The organism is Bradyrhizobium iriomotense (genome assembly GCF_030160715.1).
Lineage (GTDB): Bacteria > Pseudomonadota > Alphaproteobacteria > Rhizobiales > Xanthobacteraceae > Bradyrhizobium > Bradyrhizobium iriomotense.
The window spans coordinates 1-21,175 of the sequence record NZ_BSOW01000027.1; the positions used below are offsets into that span (position 1 = coordinate 1).

General features: G+C 58.1%; 12 protein-coding genes and 1 pseudogene. 7 read left to right on the top strand and 6 right to left on the bottom strand.

Going from position 1 to position 21,175, the window contains the following annotated elements; genetic code table 11:
• Positions 1 to 1,607: calcium-binding protein (locus QQL28_RS31775; protein ID WP_284271861.1), on the top strand; the 1,607-nt coding region annotated here is incomplete at its 5' end.
• A 641-nt stretch (positions 1,608 to 2,248) separates the two neighbouring features.
• Here the strand turns inward: QQL28_RS31775 and QQL28_RS31780 are convergent.
• The gene (locus QQL28_RS31780; protein ID WP_284271863.1) at positions 2,249 to 2,647 is read right to left on the bottom strand and encodes a hypothetical protein; all 399 of its coding nucleotides are present in this window, start codon (positions 2,645 to 2,647) and stop codon (positions 2,249 to 2,251) included.
• A gap of 701 nt (positions 2,648 to 3,348) precedes the next feature.
• Here QQL28_RS31780 and QQL28_RS46235 point away from each other — a divergent pair.
• Positions 3,349 to 3,885: a hypothetical protein gene (locus tag QQL28_RS46235; RefSeq protein WP_431309673.1), complete on the top strand. Its 537-nt coding sequence runs from the start codon at positions 3,349 to 3,351 to the stop codon at positions 3,883 to 3,885.
• Positions 3,886 to 4,148: 263 nt separating this feature from the next.
• Here the strand turns inward: QQL28_RS46235 and QQL28_RS31790 are convergent, their stop codons facing one another.
• The 3 genes and pseudogenes from QQL28_RS31790 to QQL28_RS31800 all read right to left on the bottom strand — a co-directional run bounded on the left by QQL28_RS31790 (position 4,149) and on the right by QQL28_RS31800 (position 7,964).
• Positions 4,149 to 4,991, bottom strand: coding sequence for a hypothetical protein (locus QQL28_RS31790; protein ID WP_284271865.1), 843 nt, complete (start codon positions 4,989 to 4,991; stop codon positions 4,149 to 4,151).
• A gap of 371 nt (positions 4,992 to 5,362) precedes the next feature.
• Positions 5,363 to 6,153 (bottom strand): annotated as a pseudogene (locus QQL28_RS31795) (IS5 family transposase).
• Between the two features lie 1,361 nt (positions 6,154 to 7,514).
• A complete protein-coding gene (locus QQL28_RS31800; RefSeq protein WP_284271867.1) occupies positions 7,515 to 7,964 on the bottom strand; it encodes a hypothetical protein in 450 nt (149 codons plus the stop codon).
• Between the two features lie 1,465 nt (positions 7,965 to 9,429).
• Between QQL28_RS31800 and QQL28_RS31805 the strand changes: the two genes are divergently transcribed.
• Positions 9,430 to 10,227, top strand: coding sequence for a hypothetical protein (locus QQL28_RS31805; protein ID WP_284271868.1), 798 nt, complete (start codon positions 9,430 to 9,432; stop codon positions 10,225 to 10,227).
• Between the two features lie 1,930 nt (positions 10,228 to 12,157).
• Here QQL28_RS31805 and QQL28_RS31810 read toward each other — a convergent pair.
• Positions 12,158 to 12,538 (bottom strand): response regulator transcription factor, encoded by a 381-nt coding sequence (locus QQL28_RS31810; protein WP_431309674.1) that lies wholly within the window; start codon positions 12,536 to 12,538, stop codon positions 12,158 to 12,160.
• A gap of 91 nt (positions 12,539 to 12,629) precedes the next feature.
• Entirely contained in the window at positions 12,630 to 13,301 is a 672-nt protein-coding gene (locus QQL28_RS31815; protein ID WP_284271872.1) for a response regulator transcription factor, read from the bottom strand.
• Between the two features lie 1,767 nt (positions 13,302 to 15,068).
• Between QQL28_RS31815 and QQL28_RS31820 the strand changes: the two genes are divergently transcribed.
• The 4 genes from QQL28_RS31820 to QQL28_RS31835 all read left to right on the top strand — a co-directional run bounded on the left by QQL28_RS31820 (position 15,069) and on the right by QQL28_RS31835 (position 21,147).
• The gene (locus QQL28_RS31820) at positions 15,069 to 16,502 is read left to right on the top strand and encodes an MATE family efflux transporter (protein ID WP_284271874.1); all 1,434 of its coding nucleotides are present in this window, start codon (positions 15,069 to 15,071) and stop codon (positions 16,500 to 16,502) included.
• A gap of 601 nt (positions 16,503 to 17,103) precedes the next feature.
• Positions 17,104 to 18,060, top strand: a complete 957-nt coding sequence (locus QQL28_RS31825) for an ArdC family protein (protein ID WP_284271876.1) — start codon at positions 17,104 to 17,106, stop codon at positions 18,058 to 18,060.
• Between the two features lie 612 nt (positions 18,061 to 18,672).
• A complete protein-coding gene (locus QQL28_RS31830; protein WP_431309677.1) occupies positions 18,673 to 20,547 on the top strand; it encodes an NEL-type E3 ubiquitin ligase domain-containing protein in 1,875 nt (624 codons plus the stop codon).
• Between the two features lie 390 nt (positions 20,548 to 20,937).
• Positions 20,938 to 21,147, top strand: a complete 210-nt coding sequence (locus QQL28_RS31835; RefSeq protein ID WP_284271877.1) for a hypothetical protein — start codon at positions 20,938 to 20,940, stop codon at positions 21,145 to 21,147.
• The last annotated feature ends 28 nt before the right edge of the window (positions 21,148 to 21,175 follow it).

Consider the following 21,175-nt stretch of genomic DNA (forward strand, 5'->3'; position numbering starts at 1 on the left):
CGGTCATGTCTTCCGTCTCGTACACACTGTCTGACTATGTCGAGAACCTGACGCTGACCGGATCAGCCGCGATCAACGGCACCGGCAATTCCGAGGCCAACATCATCATCGGCAACGATGCGGCCAATATCATCACCGGCGGACTTGGCAACGACATTCTGACCGGCGGCGCGGGCGCCGACACATTCGTTATCAACTCGGGCGATGGTTCGGACATCATCACCGACTTCACGCCGGGATCAGCCGCGGGACATGATATCGTTCAACTGAACGGCTTTGCGTTCACGTCCTTCAACGACATCAAGGCAGCGATGACGCAGGTCGGAAACGACGTGTATCTCGCGCTGACGAGCCAGGACACGCTGGTTTTTCGCAATACGACGATTTCGGCCTTCACCAGCGACGATTTTCAGCTGCCGTCGACGTTGCCGGTGGGGGGCACCATCACATCCTGGATCAGCGGCTCGACCAGCAGCCACATTGTCTACGGCACTGCAGCGAACGATCAGATCACGGCGGTGAACGCCGATGACACGCTGGTGGGGTGGACGGGCGACGACACTTACGTCATCGGCAATCCAAACCAGAAGATCATCGAAAATCCGGGCGGGGGCATCGACAGTGTTCAAGCCTGGTCGTCCTACACGCTGCCTGCCAATGTCGAAAACCTGACCCTCATGACGGGAGGACTGACCGGCGTCGGCAACGAACTGGCCAACCGGATGGTTGGCTCCAGCGGGGATGACATCCTGAACGGTGCCGGTGGCGATGATTGGCTGTCCGGCGGTACCGGCAACGACACGTTCATTTATAGCGTCGGAAGCGGCCACGACACGATAGCCGATTTCCACGTGCTCACGAGCGCGACCGCAGAGCACGACAAGCTGGTGCTGAAGGGTTACGACGCCAGTGCTTATCTGACAAATGTGGGGAACGAGTGGACCATTCACTATGCAGGGGGAACCGACAGCTTCCGTATCGTCGGCGTGACACATCTGTCATCGTCCGACTACGCGTTCGTCTCTGGCACTGGCGCATCCATGACCATGGCGGGACCGATAGCACCAACAAACTCCGTGCAATTTGCCTGCGCGCTCTATGGCCTTTCCGGCAATGGTGATCCGTCCAGTTCGGACATTCTCGATCTCAAGGACATCTCGTTAGGATCAGGCACGAAGGTCGCCTATTCTGGCGGTACATCGGGCAGGCTGCTTACCGTTTCGGACGTGCAGAACCATACGGCGCGGATCAAGCCAGTTGGAGACCACCCCCATTCGACGTTCAATCGGTCGAGCGACGGAAGCGAAAGGACTCTGGTCATCGACCCGTCCGTCGATCAGTTCAAATTTTCGCCTGCGAAGGCTTCAACGCCGACTTCAACGCTAATCCGCGCTGCAGCAGTCGCCGGTGATGCCTTCATCTTTGCCGGGACTGCCACTACTGGCTCGGCTCAGCCGCTGATCTCGACTGACCACGCTCAGGACCAAGCCCTATTTACCGCAAATCACATCGGAACGACCTTCGATCATGCCCTTGCGCAGGGGATGCCTTATATCGAGTCTCATATCCACCCCACAGATCTTCATGGTTACCTCCTGCATGCATAGACGCCCCTCGCAACGCTCGCCTTGGGTCGGCGAGCGTAGAAGGCTGTCCTTTTGATTTCATGCCCGGGGAAAACTCTTGATGTGCATTTGTATGTCGGTGAACGTCATTTTGGGCGAGGAGGAGCTGTTTGTGACTAGCTTATCTCGTCCTCCGTTAAGAAGAGGGACTGAGCTGAGTTGGACAGTTGAGCGTCCGCCAGAGCGGAATCGGGCGGCGATCGATTTCGCGCTGGATGACGCGCCGCGCAACGGCTGGAGCGCATATACGGGGCCGAGCGAGTTGGGATTTCGGAGCGGCGAGGAATCAAGCGAGGTGGCGGCTCGACGTCGACCACGCAAGTGAACATCACGGGCCCCATCAACGTTACCGCGCCGCAGGGCGTTGATCCCGAAACTTTCGCGGATCGCTTCGTTGGCGCCATCAGGCGGCAGAGCTTTAGCAATCAGGCTAACGCCGGACAGGAAAGATGAACTTGCGCGCGGGCGCATGCGCGTGATGTCTCCCGCGCTCGCCGTGGATCGCGGGAGAGGCCTAGCCGGCGGTGGCGGAAAACACAGGCAGTGCTAGGCTTGCCACTCCTGGCGGGCTGATCGCGCCAGTACCAGCTCCGCCGCGCCGGATGGACGCGCAGCGGGGCGGTCTATTTGAGCTCCGACTTTACGCGTTTCCATTCGTCCTTTAGCACGCGGCGCGCCGCTGCGACAAAAGCGGGATCCTGCGCAACACGCTCTTCGTTGGTCTCAGCGTGGTAGATGACATCCATCACCTTCTCGAGCTTCTGCGAAGCCTCGTCGTCGGGGTTCAGCATTAGTTCGATCTGCGTGCCGAGATTCGAGACCTTTCGATCGTCCTCGGACGACAGTGGTGGTTCTGTTGTCATTAAAATCGAATGATATTCAGAAAGCGTCTTCCTCAAGGTGTCGATCCATTGCTGCTGGAACGCAGCGATAGACCTCGTGCCAGTTTTTCGGAGAGTGTAGAGCGAGACAACGAGCGCCAGCACGGCGGTGAAAATTGCGACTGCCCCCTTGGCTCGCAAGAAATTTTTCGATCCCGAAATCGTTCTTAAACTCCTCCTGCTTCCTTGGGAGTCGGCGACCTCGCTGTTAGTAATGCGACTCCCTATGATGAGTCTTCAGCGTCTCATTTGCGCCGCGACAAGCTTTGACAGTTGCCGGCATTCGAAGCGTCCCTTGTCGACTCGACCCCGGTTTCTCCCTTTCTGCCGCTAATTCGGGGCAGCATCGGAAGAACGATTAACCCCATGTTCGTCGCGCAGCCGCCTGACGTCTTCGTCGCGGTGACGTTGGCCCCGTAGGGGCAGTGGGTGTCAGCCATCGCGTTCGCTTCCAGAAAAACAATTCGTCTGCCCAACGCGCTGCGCGCGGTGGAAGCGGCGATGAAGCCGCTCGCCGACGTGACGATCAATATCAGTTAGCGCACTTTTCGCTTGAGGCTTTGGACCTCGCTTTGCAACGATTTCACCTCTTTGCAGAGTTGCTGGATCGACTTGACAAGAAGCTGAATCGCCTCGTCAGGATCGGTCTCGCGTCTGGCGCGAAGCGCGTAACTTTCGGCGTAGCTGAGTGACATGCCCGTACTTCCCGGTTGTGCCCGGGGCATTCAACGCACGCGATACGATAGTCCGCAACCGCGGGCAACGTTTACACGCTCAGTCGAATGTCACGACCGGTGTCAAATACGCGGCAACGGTCATTACTAAGCCATACGGTCACCCGCATGAGGAAATCCTTCAAAAAAATTGCACAGATGCGCTTTTCGAGCGCCCCAAGCGAAGCCATCGCAGTAATCGATACCGGACATAGGCTATGTGTGGAGCAAGGCGCGAATGGGATGAGGTACGCCGCTCTCTCGGCGAAAAGCGACTTTGACCAAGGTCATTTCAAAAGCTGGGTGAACTCTATTCGATTTTTTTGGCGGCAAACTCCACCACAACAATCAGCTGACGCGATGTGCACTCTAAACGGCGCCAGAGTACCGCGCTGCGAAATCTCTGCTGCTGCTCAAAATCAAAGAGGACATGGCTCTTCAGGAGTCACGACGATGCTCGATGAAGACTTGGCTCGAATTCGTGCTCACCGCAACAACATACACCGGTGTCGACGGCTGCTAGGGACAAGATTGTCGGACGTAGAACGCCAGCTCATCGAAAGACGCCTTGCAGAGGAGCGGGCCGCGCTCAACGCTCTTTTTGCCAAGACCTTCCCGCTCACATTTTCACTTCCGAATGAGCCGGCCGACTGCCGCAAAGCGTAAGGTGGCCATGGTTGCATCGCGCGCAAATACTGAACAAACGTTCGACGGGCTTCGAGCAAAGCCAGACCGATTTGGTCAATGGTCAAGAAGACAGAGCAGGTCGGTAGGCACTTGGCGCGGCCGGACCCCACTATTCGCCTCATGCTGCTTGCTTGTTTGTGCAAGCAATCCACCGTGGAATTGGTGATAAGCGACGGAGCCATATTGCCTTGAATGGCGTCGGACCACGCCACTAAAGTTTTGCCGCATCATTAGTCGGGTACTCAGGGATGAAGCGACACCCAACGGCGTTCCTCGCGATAAGCATTTGTTCGAGTCATGAAATCGCGAATTGCAGGATATCTAGCTGCCAGCTGACTTGGCGAGGGTACGAGAGTCTCGGTCCCGTAATCAAGTTGCATTAGTTCGAGATAGAGCTGCCGATAGCGCTCAATCGTTATTGCCGTGCGGTTGGGATTAAAGAAGCTTGCCGGCTCTGGCTCGATAGGCACAAAGCCCAAGAGAAGGGATGTTCTCACCCTCTGCGCGTCATCTGACGCAGGCTTCGTATACGCAGCGGCCTGGTCCGGATCACATACAAAACTCGCGCCTAAGACGCGTTGGAGTAGATATATTCTCATTGCCGAACGTTGCATGCGCTCTTTTCGAAAAGAAGCATCAAGTAGCATACAACGCGGGTTTTCTGCCTCGATCAGAATTCTGCGGGCGCCCATCTTCCGCGTGAATTCGGCGAATAGTTGCTTCATCCTCCGGGTAGACAGTCTTCCGCGGTCGGTTTCGCGGATTGCAATGTATGGAACATATATTGACTGTGGCATCATCGGGTTTAGTCGAATCAAACCAGCCCCCATTGCGCGTTGCCCACGAAAGAGCAAGAAATAGCGCGCGATGCGAGGTCTGTGAAACAGCTCGTCCAGTTTGTCATCATCCTCCAGGTCGGCTTGGTTAGTGAATGCCTCTTCGAGAATCGATCTTGCGCAGCGATACTGAGTTGCTGCCTCGACTACCATTAGGATGTCAGATCCTTCGCCGTAGCCGTCGGCTGACGTATTTCGTCTGTCGCACGTGTGATTTGTCGGCCCTCCTGGTGCTTCTTCAGTAGACATGGGAGTCCCATTGAAAATTAGGATTGAGTGCAAATCTGCGGTCCTCTATCGTCCTCCTCTCGCGCACGGAGTGCTCCGTTGTAGACATTTACGTTGTCTCCACGAGACTCGTTGGCTCGGGACTTCACCGCGGCAGCTATGAACATGACATTTCGAGGCGCGACCCACAGCTCATGATCGAGCGGGCGGACCCTCCGCGATGAATCCAAAGCCTTGGGCCCGCCCTACATCACCGGGTGCTTGGGATCGGACGGTGATGCTGGCTATGACAAAGCAAGCATTGTGCCGAACCAAGATCGCTGCGACGACCTGCGACGGCTCAAGGTATGTCAAGAGACTGGACTAGAGGCTGTCATGAACCTGCGGCTAGTTTAGCGACGTTTTTTGAGCGTGATGCATGCCAAGGCAATGAGGTGGAGGTCCGCGAGGGTCTGTGCACATCGTTCGTAGTCTTTCACGAGGCGTCGGAAGCGGGTGGCCCACGCAAAGGATCGCTCGATTACCCATCGTCTGGGCAGCAGCACAAAGCCGCGCTTGGCTTCTGGCAGTTTGATGATATCGAGGACGATGCCATGTTCCGCTGCAGCAGCTGCTGACTTTCTCCGGTGTAGCCCTGATCGGCAAATGCGATTTCGACACTCTCGTCGGTCTCCGCCTGAATGGCTTTGGCGATGCGGCCGACCTCGGCGCGATCGTCGGCATTGGCGGGCGTGACATGGAGGGCCAGAAGATGGCCAAGCGTGTCGACCGCCAGGTGCAGCTTCGACCCCTTCTTGCGTTTCGCACCATCATAAGCCGAGCGAGCACCGCTCTCGGGCGTCGAACGCAGGGTTCGGCTGTCGATGATGGCGACAGTCGGTTGCGCGCTTCGTCCCGCCGCAACGCGCAGGACAATGCGCAAATCCTCGGCCAGGGTCTCAAAGCAGCCGGCGCGCAACCATCGCTGTGCCTGTTGATAGACGATCTCCCAGGGCGGCAGATCGTTCGGCATCCAGCGCCATGGCGCGCCCGTCTTCACGATATAGCGCAGGCCGTTGAACACCTCGCGCAAGGCGTGGACTCTCTGCGTGCTCTGCTCCGGCAAACGCGTCAGATACGGCGCGACCAGCGCCCATTCATCATCAGAAACGTCGGAGGGATAGGCTTTGCGGGAAATCGACATCCCGCAAACCTCGGATCTTATGGTTAATCAGTTCCTAACAGCCTCTAGCGTTGTGCCAGTTTGCCCGGCTGTCTTCGAAATGGGACAAACGAGGTAAACAATTGCGAGCTTCAGCCAAGCAATCGCAAGCTAGCCGCGCGCGCCTGGCGCGTGATGCCTGTAGCAACCCGAAAGTTCGCGAGAAACGTTTATCATTAATACAAGATCAACGAGGATGTTTAGGAAGTCTGTGGTCGCAATAATCGAAAGCGATACAGCTGTTCGCCGCGCGGTCAAATATCTGAACACGGCCCAAGTCAATTCTGGGGCGCTGATCTGGACGAAATCCAAGTCGTTATCTTCGATCTCCATGTGCGTTCGCAAAGGGCTTCGCTTGTCGTAAACACGTTGATCGCTTCTGCGCTCGTCGTACCGCAACAGTTCATCACCACCAGCCCGCTTAGCTCGTCTTGACTTTTGTTCGGCAGGACTACGCCCAGACAGTGTGCGTAAAACGTATACGCTCCCGGTAGTCGAGCAGGTGGGTAAGATCGCAGCTGATTTCCACCACGAAGTAGGATGTAGTGTCGACATCGAAGCCGAAGTACGCCCCAAGCTGCCTCGGTATTGGCTGAAAGCGCGCCTCCGTTCCATTGATGCAAGTGCTCGGTAGCGAACTGCTGATGCCACAAGTGTCACAATAGTGTCCATGCGCTCTGTCTCCGCGCGCTGAAGGGCTTGTTCTCCCGCAATAACGGGTTTCCTGCTCGTAGACGCTCAGGATGTCACGGCGGAGGCCGTGCGCAGGCGCGACGGCGGCCGCAGCAGCCCGCACATAGAGCTTCATTGCGCAACACGCCAGCACAGATCGTGAGAGGGCGGACCCGACGCGTTGAGCGCCATTGCCTCCTTGGGTCCGCCCCGCACCCCCGCGAGAGGAGCGGTGATGCTGGTCAGGACCAAGCAAGCAGCGTGCCGATGAAAATACGCGCTTTCTAGATGCGACGGGCGTCGATCTGTTATCGAGGCCGAGCCTTGCGCCTGTCCGTTTGTCGAATTGTGTTGAAGCAAACAACAAAGTGGCTGGGCGGTTGTCGCCGCTCGGGTGCTCACCACCAATGGTTAAGCGGCAGACAAGCCACACGGCAGAACGGTCAGAGGTAGGGCTCTCTATAACGGGATGATGAAGTAGAGCTATTGTCGTCTAATTGACATCTTAATAGCTTTGATCGCAGGTAGAAACTTTAAGATCACCTGCACGCAAACAAGAATGGGTGGGCGGCTTTGGCATCCATGTTTTCTCGACGAGATTGGTTCCGCTCCTCCGCGGTTTAGATCCTTGTCACTCTGGCGTAGGCAATTCGCGCTTTCTTGCGAGTGCTTCACGATGTGTCAGATTGCGATGCGATCAGCAACCGGCCCTTAGCGAACAGCGTCAAAACATGCCCGTCGTTCCAAGCAAACAGGTGAAACTTGACACCTCCCGCACTCTCGCGTGACGCGAGAGTGCCTGCGCAGCCGAATATGGAAACGACATCTGCGTAGTGTGAGCCCAACCGTACAGCGCCTAGCTCGATGTCCGTCACGCGACAATGTCCGGCCGGCAAAGACCGAGCATTAATTGACTTGTAGTTCGCATCCAGATCGTCGGGCGCGGCCGGATCGGCGAGAATCCCACTGGAGGGAGCGCTGGCGTGTGCTGGTCGAGGCCCCATTGAGATCTGACCCGCCTGCATGAACAGCCATCCCGATGCCATGATCGTGGTGATCCGCAGGATCATGTGCTGGTTGATGGAACAGCCGGTCATTGCAAACGCTTGAGACAGTTTCATCGAAGACTACTCGCTTGTAGGCGGCGCCCGTTATTCCTGACGAACCAAGTAAGAACAACATACTTTCACACTTGCGTCATTTGACCAGAAAGCAGGACATGATTACGAGCCTAGCGCGACTGCAGCCGCCCCAAACGTCGGTTCAGGCCTATCTGGTCCGTCGGAAAAGAATGGGGCGGACTCCATGCCGTTTAAACGGACGTTGTGGGTCCGCCCCTACATCACGGCGACGGCATCCGTGATGCTATTGCGCATGAAGCAAGCTCTATGCCGAACGGAAAACGACAGAACTCGCTAGTGCATCGAACTTGAAACGATTCGAAAATCGTCAATCGTGTACGGGGTCCATGCAAGGTTGGCGGTACGAAACGTTCCGCTAATTGCGACGCCTCGGCTAGCCAGTTTCTGCTGCTGCTACGGTCTATCTTTGCCTTGGCATAACATGCGTGATGCGCGCGTTGACCTCCGACCGGCATGCGAGCGCGGTGCGCTACGCCCATCTTGCTCCCAGCAGGCAAGCGCCTGCGGGGAGCCTTCTAACTGACACTTGGAAGAAGTGCCTCGCCGCGCTGTTTGCGGCGTGGTTGATTGGATCGCACGAGCCGGCGGCGCAAGGCCCGCCCACGTTCTTTCGGCGTGATATTGAGTAAGTTTACTTCTTAAAGAGCCCTGCTCGATTCTCGATCCGCAAATCCCCTTTCCGACCCAGCTTGGACCTCGATAATCAAAGGTGAACATAGCAAGCGAGTGATGCGTTAGGAACGTCTCGGTTCTACCTCAGCCTATCCTTCGACAGTTCGCTTCCTCATAGACTCTCACTCTGAATTGGCGCCTTTCCGCAATGAACGTTGCATTGGCGATGCGGCCTCCCGAAGTGGCGGTCATCGCCAGCAACCACATCAGCGCGGGCGGCCGGGTGCCGTAGGGAGCATTGATTTGCAAATCGACTGAAGAGTCAGCTCTAGCTTGCCCGCTTCAGGTCGGTTTCGACTATCGTCAGAGTGTGCGGAGGCGAAAATGAATGATGGGTACCGAAGGTCGGCTTGCAGGAAATGATCGACGCGGTCGTCGGCATGCCGAGATTGGCGGTGATGATCCGAAGCTGTGAAAGTGTGAGTAAAAAAGTCGCAGGCATGCTGGATAGCAGGGATCCATATGCCAACTGCCGCCGCATCTTAAGAAATGGACGGTCGTACAACGCCGCAAGGCTTAGTCAGACCTGTCCGTGTCGAGCCGGCGTGAAACTTTAGTCTACATCGCAAAAGCGGCGGTCAAGCAAGCTGCGCACTCTATCAAACCAAACGGCCTTCACGGAGTCTCTAAAGTACGGAGCTGTTTCTTCCAGTTTGCCGATCGAGCAATCTCTGTCCGCGTTATGTAAAGCACTTATTCGAAAGGGGTTGAATCGGACGTAACGTCAGGTTGTAAGCAACATGCGAGACCGCTGGCGACGAGACCTTCAAAAATGACAAATCCGTTTCTCGCTCCGCATCCTGCCGAATCCACTGCGGGCAACATTGTAAAATTCACGTCAGGTGTTGACGGAGCCAAGTCGACGCTCTGGGTGGCCGCGTTCGCTTTCGCGTCTATATTGGTCGCGATGCCGTACCCCACGCAAGCTGGGTCCGCCAGCGACAGTCTGAATTGGTCGTCCAGCACGAAATCAAACGGCGCCTCCGCAGTCGCTGTCAAAAAGTCGATTTCTCCGTTCTGGGACACTCGGATCGGAGTCGACATGACCGTGGCGCGCGAGCCCACCACAACATCGGATCTGCTGGCTGAGAAGGCCGCTAACGGCGGCAACGCGCCACAATCCTCCGGCATCGCCTGGGCTGCAACCACCGCTCCCGGCGTGGGCCCCGTCTGGGATAAAACCGTGGTGAATGCGCGCTTTGATACGGGCGAGCAGAGCAGCAAAATCGGTACCTCCCTCATCAAGTCGGTGCCGCTGCGGAGCGATTATTCGCTGGCATTGCAGATCGACTCCGACGTGGTCCAAAAGGGAGAAATGCCGCTTTTCGGTCTGCTCGGGCAGGTCACGCGCAACTACGAGACCCATAACTCGGCCAAAGTCACAGTCACCGGGATCGGCACGAGCTTTGTCATTAGCGAGACCATGTCGACTACCGACGACAAATGGCTGCGCAGCTTTGGCGCCGAGCAGATGCTGTCCAACGGCATCACAATCTCCAGCACCATCGGGGAGACCACACAGGGCAGCACCAACATGAGCTTGACAGCTGGATTTAAGAAAAGCTGGTGAATGCCGATAAGCTCATGCAGCAGCAGCTCAGAAAGCGCGACATCTTCATGTTGATACCCGGGAGAAGGGCGCGCTTCTTCAGGCGGTGCGCAGACCCGTTCAGCAGGAAGCGGACACCGCCGCAACATTCGTCGGTTAGGTGACCAAGCCATCGTATTAGGGGTTGTGAGAACGGATGCGAGATTGCGGGTTTGAGCTACTAGCCATCCTGTTCCAATTCGGACGAAGCGTCCTAAAACATAGCGGACACTTTTCCGGCTCGAGCCCTTCTGAGCGAAGGGACGATCAAAATGGACCCCAAGCAAGTCCTCTTCATAGGAATGGCTCTTATTGGCGGCATACTCATGTGCGCAGCCCTCGCGCTGCAGCCTGTCGGCTGCTGAAACAGCAACGCTGCCCGCCTGAAATGGTCGCTGGCGTCGTTACTCCAGATGCGCGAGGGGGCAAAGTCCCGGTAAAGAGCGGGTCAGCACGTCCCGTGCCAAGGTTCGGGCCTCGAGCTGAGACACCCGCGCGGCGGAATCGAAGCAAAACAGAGCCAGCACATAGCGCAAGGCTAGATCACGCTTCATCCACTCTTCTTTCGCGGAGATGCGGACCAACATGGACGCATAAGTTTCGCGCGTACGCTTCCGACGAGATTTGCATCCGGGGCCCGAAGAGTAGAGTGGGGCGGCACCGACGACTGGATCGGAAAAGACGCCGATTCCGCCCCCCACATCACCTGGGAGCATTGGTGATGCGACTTTGAAGGTAGCAAATGACCCGACGCTGCAGGTACTGCAACTATCTCAGACCAGGATGCTCGCGGATGTGGGTTGAACCGCACGCGGCGTCAGGTTGTATGCTGTGGGCCCTTGTGTGTCCTGCCCGATGTAAAGAGAAGGAGTCCGCGCTACCGTTATGGCAACGAGCGCAACGGACAAAATGATCGTGGACCAGCAAGGGACGCAGTCCGGAGTCTAACATTGATCAGCGTTAATCCGAGTACGATTTTGCCGCTGGCCCGACCCGCTCAACTCGACCAACGCCATGGCGTTCACGAACTCGGTGACGGATCAGCTGCTAACCTCCCTCTGCGCTTTGGGCGTTCCCGTCTCGTTGGATGAAATTTGTCTATGTTGGTCGATCAAAGCGACTGCGTCAGATCGGTCCGGCGATCGGGACACCATCTCTTCCAAAAGGTGGTTGCGTTTCACGCCGGAATCCTCGTTTTTAGCCTGAGGTCTTGGACCCGAGCTCTTGGACCCGTGCTCTTGGGTCAGGGCAAAAGTCAGGCCGAAGCGAATTCAGTTCTGATCTTTGTCTGCAGGGAAGGGGGCGGCTGCGTCAGTCCCTCGCTCTTTATTCGACGTCTCACAGCGGCGCACAGAGTGGGATTCAAAACACGCGTGCCATTTGCACCTTCTCGAACTCTTGCGAAGCGCGATCAGGCGCTTAGCGCTCGCGATTGGCGCTGGCACAGCCCTTGCTCCGTCTCACAGTAGGCCAGTCGAGGCCAGTTTGAACGAGCTAACATGACCAGCACGACGAGATCTTGCGCTTACGGAGAGAAAGCGCTGATGCCAAGCCAAATTCGTGGCTCTTCGAAGCGCGGCGGTGTTGGCTCCATGCCGCAGGATGCGAAAGCTACGGCTGAAACGGCTAAGATCTCTGGCAAAATTGAGCGCACTACCGGCAAGCAGGGCCGAAAGTGCAGTACCGCTGACCTCGCCTTGCCCCTTGACGGCAGGGTGAGGAAGGCGCCTCTGCGCTGGATCTTATGGTTTGAGTGGGAATTGACCGTCTATGCGGGGGACAGGGGCACGTGAGCGAGGCTATGTCAGATGTTTGGACCGATCGCTTTCTTGGCTTGCGTTCCGAGGACTGGCGGGAAACTCGCAGTGCATCCCTGCTTTGTGAAGGAATGCCGCGGCAACCGCTCAGGCCTTCACGCGCTTGCGCCACCTGACCCAGACAGCGCAATCGTCAAACACTTGATCAACGCGTCCGTGGCAAAAGGTTTGGCGAGAAAGCAGATCCCTCCAGCCTTGATTGCTCGAGCGCGCACGACATCATCTGGAAAGGCCGTGATGAAGATGAAAGGCATGCGATGACCGAGGCTGCGCATATGCGTGAGCAGGTCAATTCCGCTCATGGCCGACATTTGGACGTCGGTAATCACGCATGATGTTTCACTCAATTCGGCCGCGCGGAGGAACTCCTCGGCGGAGGCAAAAGTATGGACCAAGTATCCGTACGCTGCCAGAAGGTTGTTCGTTGCGGTACGAACGGATGGATCATCGTCGATGAGGGAAATGACAGAGGGCATTGACAAACTGATCGCTCGTGATCCGAGAAACTGCTCGCCGCGGTTGCGGCCGTACGAAAGTGGAGGCGGGAAGCAGGATTGGAAACCATACTTAGGTTTGTAAGTTCCCCTTTGGGCTCGAAATTCCGAGAGCTTCACTCATTCTTATGAGATCGGCCAGCGACTTCGCGCCCATTTTGCGCATGACCTGCCCGCGGTAGATCTTGACTGTAATTTCTGCCAGTCCAAGCTCGCCCGCCACCTGCTTGTTCAGCAGGCCGGAAGTGACCAGGGCCAGAACATCGCGCTCGCGTGGAGTCAGATTTTCGAACCGGGATCGTAGGTCAACGACTGTTTTGTCGAGGTCGCGCCGCTTGCGGTCTCGTTCGATCGCGGCCCGGACCGCGTCGAGGAGGTCCTGCTCGCGTACCGGCTTGGTCAGGAAGTCGACCGCACCGCTCTTCATGGCCTGGACGGTCATGGGAATATCGCCGTGACCTGTGATAAAGATAATAGGCGTGTCGATCTTGGCCTCGGCGAGATCGGACTGCAAATCGAGGCCGCTCGATCCTGGTAGGCGGATGTCGAGCACTAGGCAGCTCGGCACTTCGGGCGGCTTCGTCTGCAAAATCTCCGCCGCAGAGCCAAAAGCCTTGACCTTAAGCCCCACCGATTCAAACAGATTTGTGAGAGCCTTGCGCATCGATGCGTCGTCGTCGACGACCAAGACGATCGGTTCATCGGCATCTGCGCGCGGCTGCGGCGCTTGCGACAGCTCGCTCATGATGCATCCTCCTGTTGCACGCGCAGGTTCATGTGAAATGTCACGCCGCATCCCCTTTCAAAGCGCTCGAAAACGCTGAAAAGCCGCCAAGAATGCTTGTGCGGCCGAATTCTCCAATTTCCCTTATTGGGTCAGTATTGATCGCAAAACTGCCTATTTTGCGACTATATGGGCGATTCGCTTGCAGCAAAAGGACTACAGGCCCCGGATCGGGCCCCGTATTGTGGGCGATCGAAGGCCTCCCCGCCTTTGCCGTAAGCGCGCCGAGGCCCTTATTGCGTCGGCGGTTTGGAAGGGGCGCCAATTCCGTTCCCCGGGCGGAACCCTAAGGTTGCCGAGGGCGCGCTACACACCGATTTTTGCAGGAGATACCGGTCGCTGGCGCAACTGCTAGCCCGGTCCAAGCGACTGAGGTTAAGCAGCCGTCGTCGATGAGACCAACATGCTAAAGGAATGAAATGGTCGCAGCCACGCCAAAACTTCCCGCTTCCGGTTATGCTCTCGAAGTGGATGGCCGAGTCAAAGCCGAATTTTCCACCAAAGACGGGGCTTTGGCGGGAGCGCAGGAGCTAAAGCAGCGTTTTCCCATGCTTCAGGTCAGAATTTATGATGCTCGGACAATGGCCAGAGAGGAAGTCCACCTTTCGCGCGCTTAACGTTTTCGCGTTTTCCTGCGCGTGCGGCTCGCGCCGCACCGCCCTCTCATGAACAGAGTCGCGTAGCGTCTCGGCCATCCGGCTCCAATCCCGCGCGCACCAAGATGTGTTCCTCGCCGAAGGGCGTTCTGACCCAGAGCCCCATTGCGTTCCGCAGGCCGGGCTCGGACATTTCCTTCAGGGGGCGTCTTACGCTTTAAGGATTGCCATCGACGCCGGGGAATGCAATGCGGTGACTTTGTGAGTTGGCGAGCGTCTTCTTGGGCCACACTGATACATTCTCCTGGCTGCGGGGCAGCGCCACGCGTCAAGCCAGCCCCGCAAGTCGGATAATGACTTAGAGGGCGACGATGATCCATCCCAATCTTATCACCTTTGAGTATGAGCCAGTCCAAGATCCGACGTATGAAGACTAACGCATCAACCATTGAGCATCGTGCAGCGCCCTTTGAACATCTGAGAATCTGAGCGATCGATACCGAAGAGAGGCAAGCGTTCGCGGTCGCGCATGAACGTTTTGCCCCAACCAATTTCGAGATCGAGACAAGCATCGCTGATGCTGATTGTCAGATTTGCGACCTGCTGTCAGGGTCAGGACACGACGGATCCAGCAGATCGGCTGCTAATTCAAGGTGCTCGCATTGGCATGAGCTTTGAATAGCTGGACCTGTTCAGAACAGCCGCTCGAGGATCACGTTGTGTGATACCAGCTACCGGTATGCGTGGGTCGCAACTTCGGGATCCTCAAGGTCGCGCTGCCCGGTTGTGCGCCCGTGTGCGATTTTGACAATGCGATGGAAAACGTCGCAATCCAGTTCGCACCATGCAGCACCAGTGATCGGCGATCGCTGCGTAATGGCCATCAACCGCATCTTCTTTCAACAAAGATGGAGCGCTGGTGGAGATGGCTGAGCTGCTCTCGTCATGGCGAGAGCAGCGGATAGGAACCAAGCTTGCAAATCCATCGCGCTGACGCGGGTCGTCTCGAACGGACCTGAGCAAGATCTGATGTGGCATCGTCTCGCCAGCTCCGAGGCCGAGGCAAGCGGATATTCTTCTTCATAAAGCAGCGATGATGGGGCCGAGAAAACAAACCGGACGGCGGTGTCGTATGAACAAACGAGCGGAAAAAGCGGTCCTGGCCATCCAGTTCAAACGGACGACACCTAGCGCTTATCATCAGGTCGCTATCGAGCTTGCTGAACTTGCGAAGCTCTCATGGCCGATGGTGCTGACGCAGCTTGGGCAAGTCGTGATGATGACCACCGATCTTGCCTTAATCGGGCGCGTCGGCCCTGAGGCGCTTGCCGCGGCGGCGTTAGCCATCACGATCTACCTCGTTGGCTTCACCCTCGGTGTTGGTTTGCTGACCCCGATCGCGCCGCTGGCAGCGCAAGCGTTCGGCGCGAAAAACCGTGCCGCTGTGCGACGTACGCTGCGCGTGGGACTCTGGGCGGCGCTGCTGCTATCGATCCCGATCATGGCCTTTGGGCTACAGGGAGAGCAAATACTGCTCGCTTTCGGCCAAGCGCCCGAGATGGCGCGCCTCGCGCAGCAATACCTGTTCGGACTCGTCTGGGGCGCCGCGCCGGCACTGTGGTTTCACGGTTTTCGCAATTTCATGGCTGCGGTCCACCGGCCGCAGCCGGTCCTGTGGATTGCGATTGGGGCCCTCCCTCTCAACGCGCTCATAGCTTATTTGCTGATCTACGGGAAGCTGGGCCTGCCGCCGCTTGGGCTGTTCGGAGCCGGCCTTGCGAGCAGCTTCGTGAACTTTATGATGTTCCTGGCCGTGTTGTGGTTCGCCACAATGCGCCTCCCCTTCCGTGACTATCACGTGCTTGCGCGTCTGTGGCAATTCGATTGGCCGTTCATGAGACGATTGATCGCGATGGGGATTCCGATCTCACTGATTGTTTTGCTGGAATATGGACTGTTTTCAGCCGCGGGGCTGCTGGCGGGCCTAGTCAGCATCAGAGCGCTTACTGCCCATCAGATCGCCCTTCAGGTCGACTTGGTCCTATTCGTGGTTCCACTAGGCATCAGCACGGCGGCGGCCGTGCGCGTCGGTCACGCCGTCGGACGCAGCGACGGTCCAGGCGTCAAAAGAGCAGGGCTGATTGCTATACTCCTTGGCATTATGGCTGCTGCGATACTGACTGCCGCAGTTGTCGCCGTGCGTTTTGAAATCGCGCGCCTGTTTCTGGATGGGACGACTGACGGTGTCGGCGCGACGACAGATTTGGCCGCAGACCTCCTTTTGGTCGGCGCGAGCTTCTTTATCAGTGATGCCGCGCAGCACATTGCGGCGGGCGGTTTACGCGGACTGAAGGACACCCGCGTCCCGCTTCTGTTCGCCTGCATAGCTAATTGGCCGATCGGCTTCACCCTTAGCTACGTGCTTGGCTTGAAGATCGGGCTTGGTGCGATTGGTATTTGGATCGGCTTGTCAATTGGGACGAGCGTCTACGCGGGTCTTCTCGTCGTGCGTTTCCTGCTGCTCGCGAGCAGGTTTGCTCCGCAGAGGTGTCCCGCAAGCTCGTAAGTCAAGCTTAATGGTCAGCCAGAACTCCTAGGATCACAAATGTGTTTTGGCCGATGAGCCGTCCGGTCGAAAGACGATATGCTGTCGGGCAATCCCGTCCATTTTGGCTTGTCCGCGCGGAATAGTCCTTATTTTAGCTGAGATCGGCATGCGAACCCTTTCCTCAGCCCAGATCAGCTTGCGCGGTCGGACAGCAGGTTCTCCAACCGAGAGACGTCGCCTCGCGGCTCGCGGGCTTTGATCCCCGGCCGTCACTACTTGCCCGAATTCATTTGTTCCAGATCTGGTCACTCCAGCGGGTGCTCTATTAGTCCGTTTTGGACCGCAGCAGATCCGGCGTCGCCGAAGGCGCGGCGCTATGCTGACTCCTGCTGCGACCTTCTTTGGTACGCCCGCCGCGAGCTCGAGCGCCGTCGTTTGCAGGACGCCGAACTTATTCTCGAGCTGGCTTGCCGCTTCGCTCGTGGGACTGCTCTCGCAGCCCGATCAGATCCGCATCTTGCTCGGCAGAGCTTCCTAGAGTGAGAGGGGGGACCCCTCCGCCGTGACGGGTTTATAGCCGCGAGAGAGCCTCGCCGGCGCCCGTTCTCGGAGAAACGCGATGTCCAAACGACATCCTCGCACCGGGGCCGGCCAGAATCGGGCAGGCCTTTATGACGAAATTACCGACAAGATCATTGCCGAGCTCGAAGCCGGCCGTGTGCCATGGGTGCAGCCGTGGGGAACGGCGGCAGCAGAGGCGCCGCTCGCGATGCCAAACAACGCCGCGACCAAACGGCGTTACAGCGGCATCAACGTCCTGATCCTTTGGGGCGCGGTCATCGAGCGCGGCTTTGCTGGTCAGAGCTGGCTCACCTTCCGCCAGGCGCTATCGCACGGCGGCCATGTGCGCAAGGGCGAGCGTGGTACGACGGTGGTCTATGCTGATCGCTTCGTGCCAAATGATGAGAAGCGGCGAGCTAAAGAGACCGGCGAGGAAGTGCTGGCAATTCCGTTTTTGAAGCGCTTTACGGTGTTCAATGCCGATCAGTGCGACGGCTTGCCTGCGGAAATCGCGACCACCGCGGCTCCTCGGCCGCAAGGACTGATCGAGCCAGCTGTCGAAGCCCTGATCAAGGCGACCGGCATTGACTTTCGCATTAGCGGTGATCGCGCTTTCTATGCACCGGCAGAAGACTATGTGCAGGTGCCGCCGCCGCAAGCCTACTTCGAGCCGATCAATTGGCATCGCACCGCGCTCCACGAGCTCGGCCACGCAAGCGGTCATTCTTCACGGCTCAACCGTGATTTTAGCGGCTCGTTTGGTACCAAGAAGTACGCCTTTGAGGAATTGATAGCGGAGCTCTCCGCCGCGTTCTCCTGTGCCTCGCTTGGCATCGTTCCGACAGTGCGGCACGCCGATTACATTGCCTCGTGGTTAGAGGTTCTACGAGAGGATAATCGGGCGATTGTCCGCGCTGCAAGCCAGGCCAGTAAGGCAGCGGATTACATCCTGGGCTTTTTGCCTGGTGCGGTTGTCGGCGCGACAGCGGAGGGCGCGGAAACTGAGGCCGCGTGAATTATTCGTTTTAGGCTTCGCAAGGAGTTTAAGAGCTGGGCGGATTATCTTTGACGGGTTGGAAGCCAAGACAAAGCCTCTCGGCTGCCCGTTGTGAAATCAAACATTTGCAGTATCAACCTGTCACCCTCGCGCGACAGGCCGTTCAGGCTGGTGTGTTGAGCCGGTCAAGGGCCGCCTACCAAGGCGGGGGTGCGATCGATCAACTCGAAGAGAGCATTGCCCAACGTGCCCTACTTGGGTGTCATGAGCCGCTTCTGGCAAGAAAGTTGGCTTCAGCGTTGCAGCCGCCGCCACGCGCCGGCGGCTCGTCAGATCGGCCTTCGGCCTGACTCTCTCTTTGTGGCCAGAGCACCGTCGAGACCCCAACAGGGTTTTGGACCCGGCTGTTCTACAATGAACGAGGCTCGTCAGCTTATCGACAGGTATGCCTTTTACGAGGAGAGCGTGTCGAACTGGACTGAGGTCCGGCTTGGTCGACTCGGATCAATCAACCCATTCGAAAGCCCGGATTTGTGCGGACCTGCTTGCGTCTCGCTGCAAGTGCTCGGCCGGCGAAGGGGCTTCAAGATTCACCGCTCCGGCGTATTCCCCAATTTTAGCTACCGAAGAATGGCATCGATGAATACAGAGCAGGCTCAGCTTGGCGCTGGCACTTCTTCCGAAGCTTCCGATTCCGAAAATTACGAACCAAGGTCCCCGGCTGCGGCGCGGTGGGGTGACGCCTTGACGGATGCGCGGGCGTCCGCCACGAATCCGGCCTCATCGCAGGATCAGGTCCTGGCGAGCTGGGCTGCCGAAGAGGGGCGGGACGCGGATGAGGATCGGCAACAGGCGGTCAGTCGGACGACGGCTTGGCAGCAGGAAGGTGATCTCAACGAGACGCTGGATCTGTCGTCCCTGTCTCTGACCACATTGCCCGTCCCGCTGCCGGCCGGGCTGCGTCGCCTGAACGTCGACGATAATCAGCTGAATAGCGTGACCGATACGCTTCCGGTCGATCTCCAGCGGCTCTACGTCAGCAACAATCGGCTGACCAGTCTGCCCGACCTTCCAGCCGGGCTACGGCGGCTCTACGCGATCAGCAACGGGCTGACCAGCATGCCTGCAAACCTACCGCGTGGGCTCCGGCGCTTGAACGTCACCAACAACCAGCTGACGAATCTGCCGGTCCTTCCGGCAAACCTTCGAGAACTGGACGCCGGTGGCAACCGGCTAACCAGCCTGCCCGACCTTCCAGCCGGGCTCGAGCGTCTGAACGTTGACTACAATCAACTGGCCAATTTGCCCGAGCCTCTCCCGGCCGGGCTCGAATGGCTCAGTGCCAACAACAACCAGCTGAGCAGCCTGCCCGCGTCGGTGCCGCCAGACCTTCTATGGCTTGGCGTCAGCAACAACCAGATTACCAGCGTGCCCGCGACCTTGATGACGCAGCTCGGCCGCGAGTCCAGCGTTGATCTCGAGAATAATCCGCTACCCGAGTTGGTGCAGACCAACCTGGCGACAGCCATGCATTCCAGGGACTATGCTGGCCCGCAGATCTTTTTCTCGATGGCCGAAGGGGTGCTGGAGGTTGAGCCGCGGCCCCTTCACGAGGTTGTCGCGGATTGGCTTGAGGGGCAGCCGGACGCGGTGGTTGCCTGGCAGCGCTTCGCGCAAGAGCCGGGTTCCCAGGATTATGCAGGTTTTCTCGACAGGCTACGGGGCACTGTGAACTTTAGAGACGACGTCTTCCGACAGGCGGTGGCCGACGATCTGCGGCAGGCGGCGGCCAGACCGCGATTGCGCGAGCAGTACTTCGCCGCTGCGTTGGGAGCGAGCGAGGACTGTGAGGATCGCATCACTTTGACCTGGAACAGCATGCAGGCCGCACGCCTGAACGCTGACGTCAAGGAGGGGGCCTATGACGGGCGGCTCGACGAACTGCTCCAGCACGGCCGTGTCATGTTCCGCTTGGAGGCGCTGGAGGAGATCGCGCGCGAGACGGTCGATTCGCTCCGCCGTGCCGACCCGGACGCCAAAATCGACGAGATCGAGGTCTATCTTGCCTACCAGACCCAGCTGCGAGAGCCGCTGGATCTGCGGCACGTCGCTCCGGACATGCGCTTCTTGAATGTCTCCCAGGTCATCGAAGACGACGTTGCCAGGGCCGAGATGTCGGTCCGCAGGCAAGAGACGACGGGCTTCGCGGATTATCTGGCTACGCGCTGGCAACCTTGGGAGAGCGTGGTGAAGCGCATCGCACCCCAAGAGGAAGCAGCGATGCAGGAGCGGCTCGTCGATGCGATGGACGAGGAGTTTCGAACTCGCTTGCAGCAACGGCTCGCCGACCATCACCTGGCCGGCGACGACTCTGCATCCTCATCCACGCCCTGGCTGATCGATGCGGAGCGGCAGCTCGGAGCCGGGATCCGCAATGAGATTGCCCGCGAGATCAAAACCGAGGTAATGCACCGGGTGCTCGCGGATCGCGGCCTTAGTCTATAAAGTCGCCTTCGATTGCAAGGGTCGCAATTTCTGCCTCCCCTCTAACTCTCACGATCCGCTCCGCCCTCAAACGCGCAAAGCGCCTTCTTCGACAAGATCGAGGAAGTCGCTTTCATTCCGACGATGCGCTAAGGGCCGAAAAAAGCCGCGGCGGAAGCGGGCACCCTTGCCGTCAGCGGCGCGCCTCAGTATCACTTGGCGGCGACCGGACGTACACGCGGCAGCGAAGGTAAAGACCCATCTGACGCCCACTACGACCATGGAACTTGGTCTTCTGTTGTCAGGAGCCGGCCGACAGCACCTGACGTGGTGTGTTGGTGCGCCTGGTCGGCTACCCAGCTTGCGGATATCGACCCGCCGAACACGCGCACTTGATATTCTTGACGATGAATGGACTGGAGCATCAGCTCTAGCCACTCTCCAAAGTTTTGTCGGTCCATCTTGCTGCGGACGATCTTCGGCATTGACGCCGAGCGAAATCTTCTCAGCCACAGCCAATGGGGCGACGATTTTTTCGCCGGCCTGAGAGCTAACCGGATGCGCGCGCCGCAACCCTCTTGGATTGCGGCCGACCCGCCGGATCAGGGCATCGCCGCCTAACAGCAAGCTCCTTTCCCATCGCGGCGGC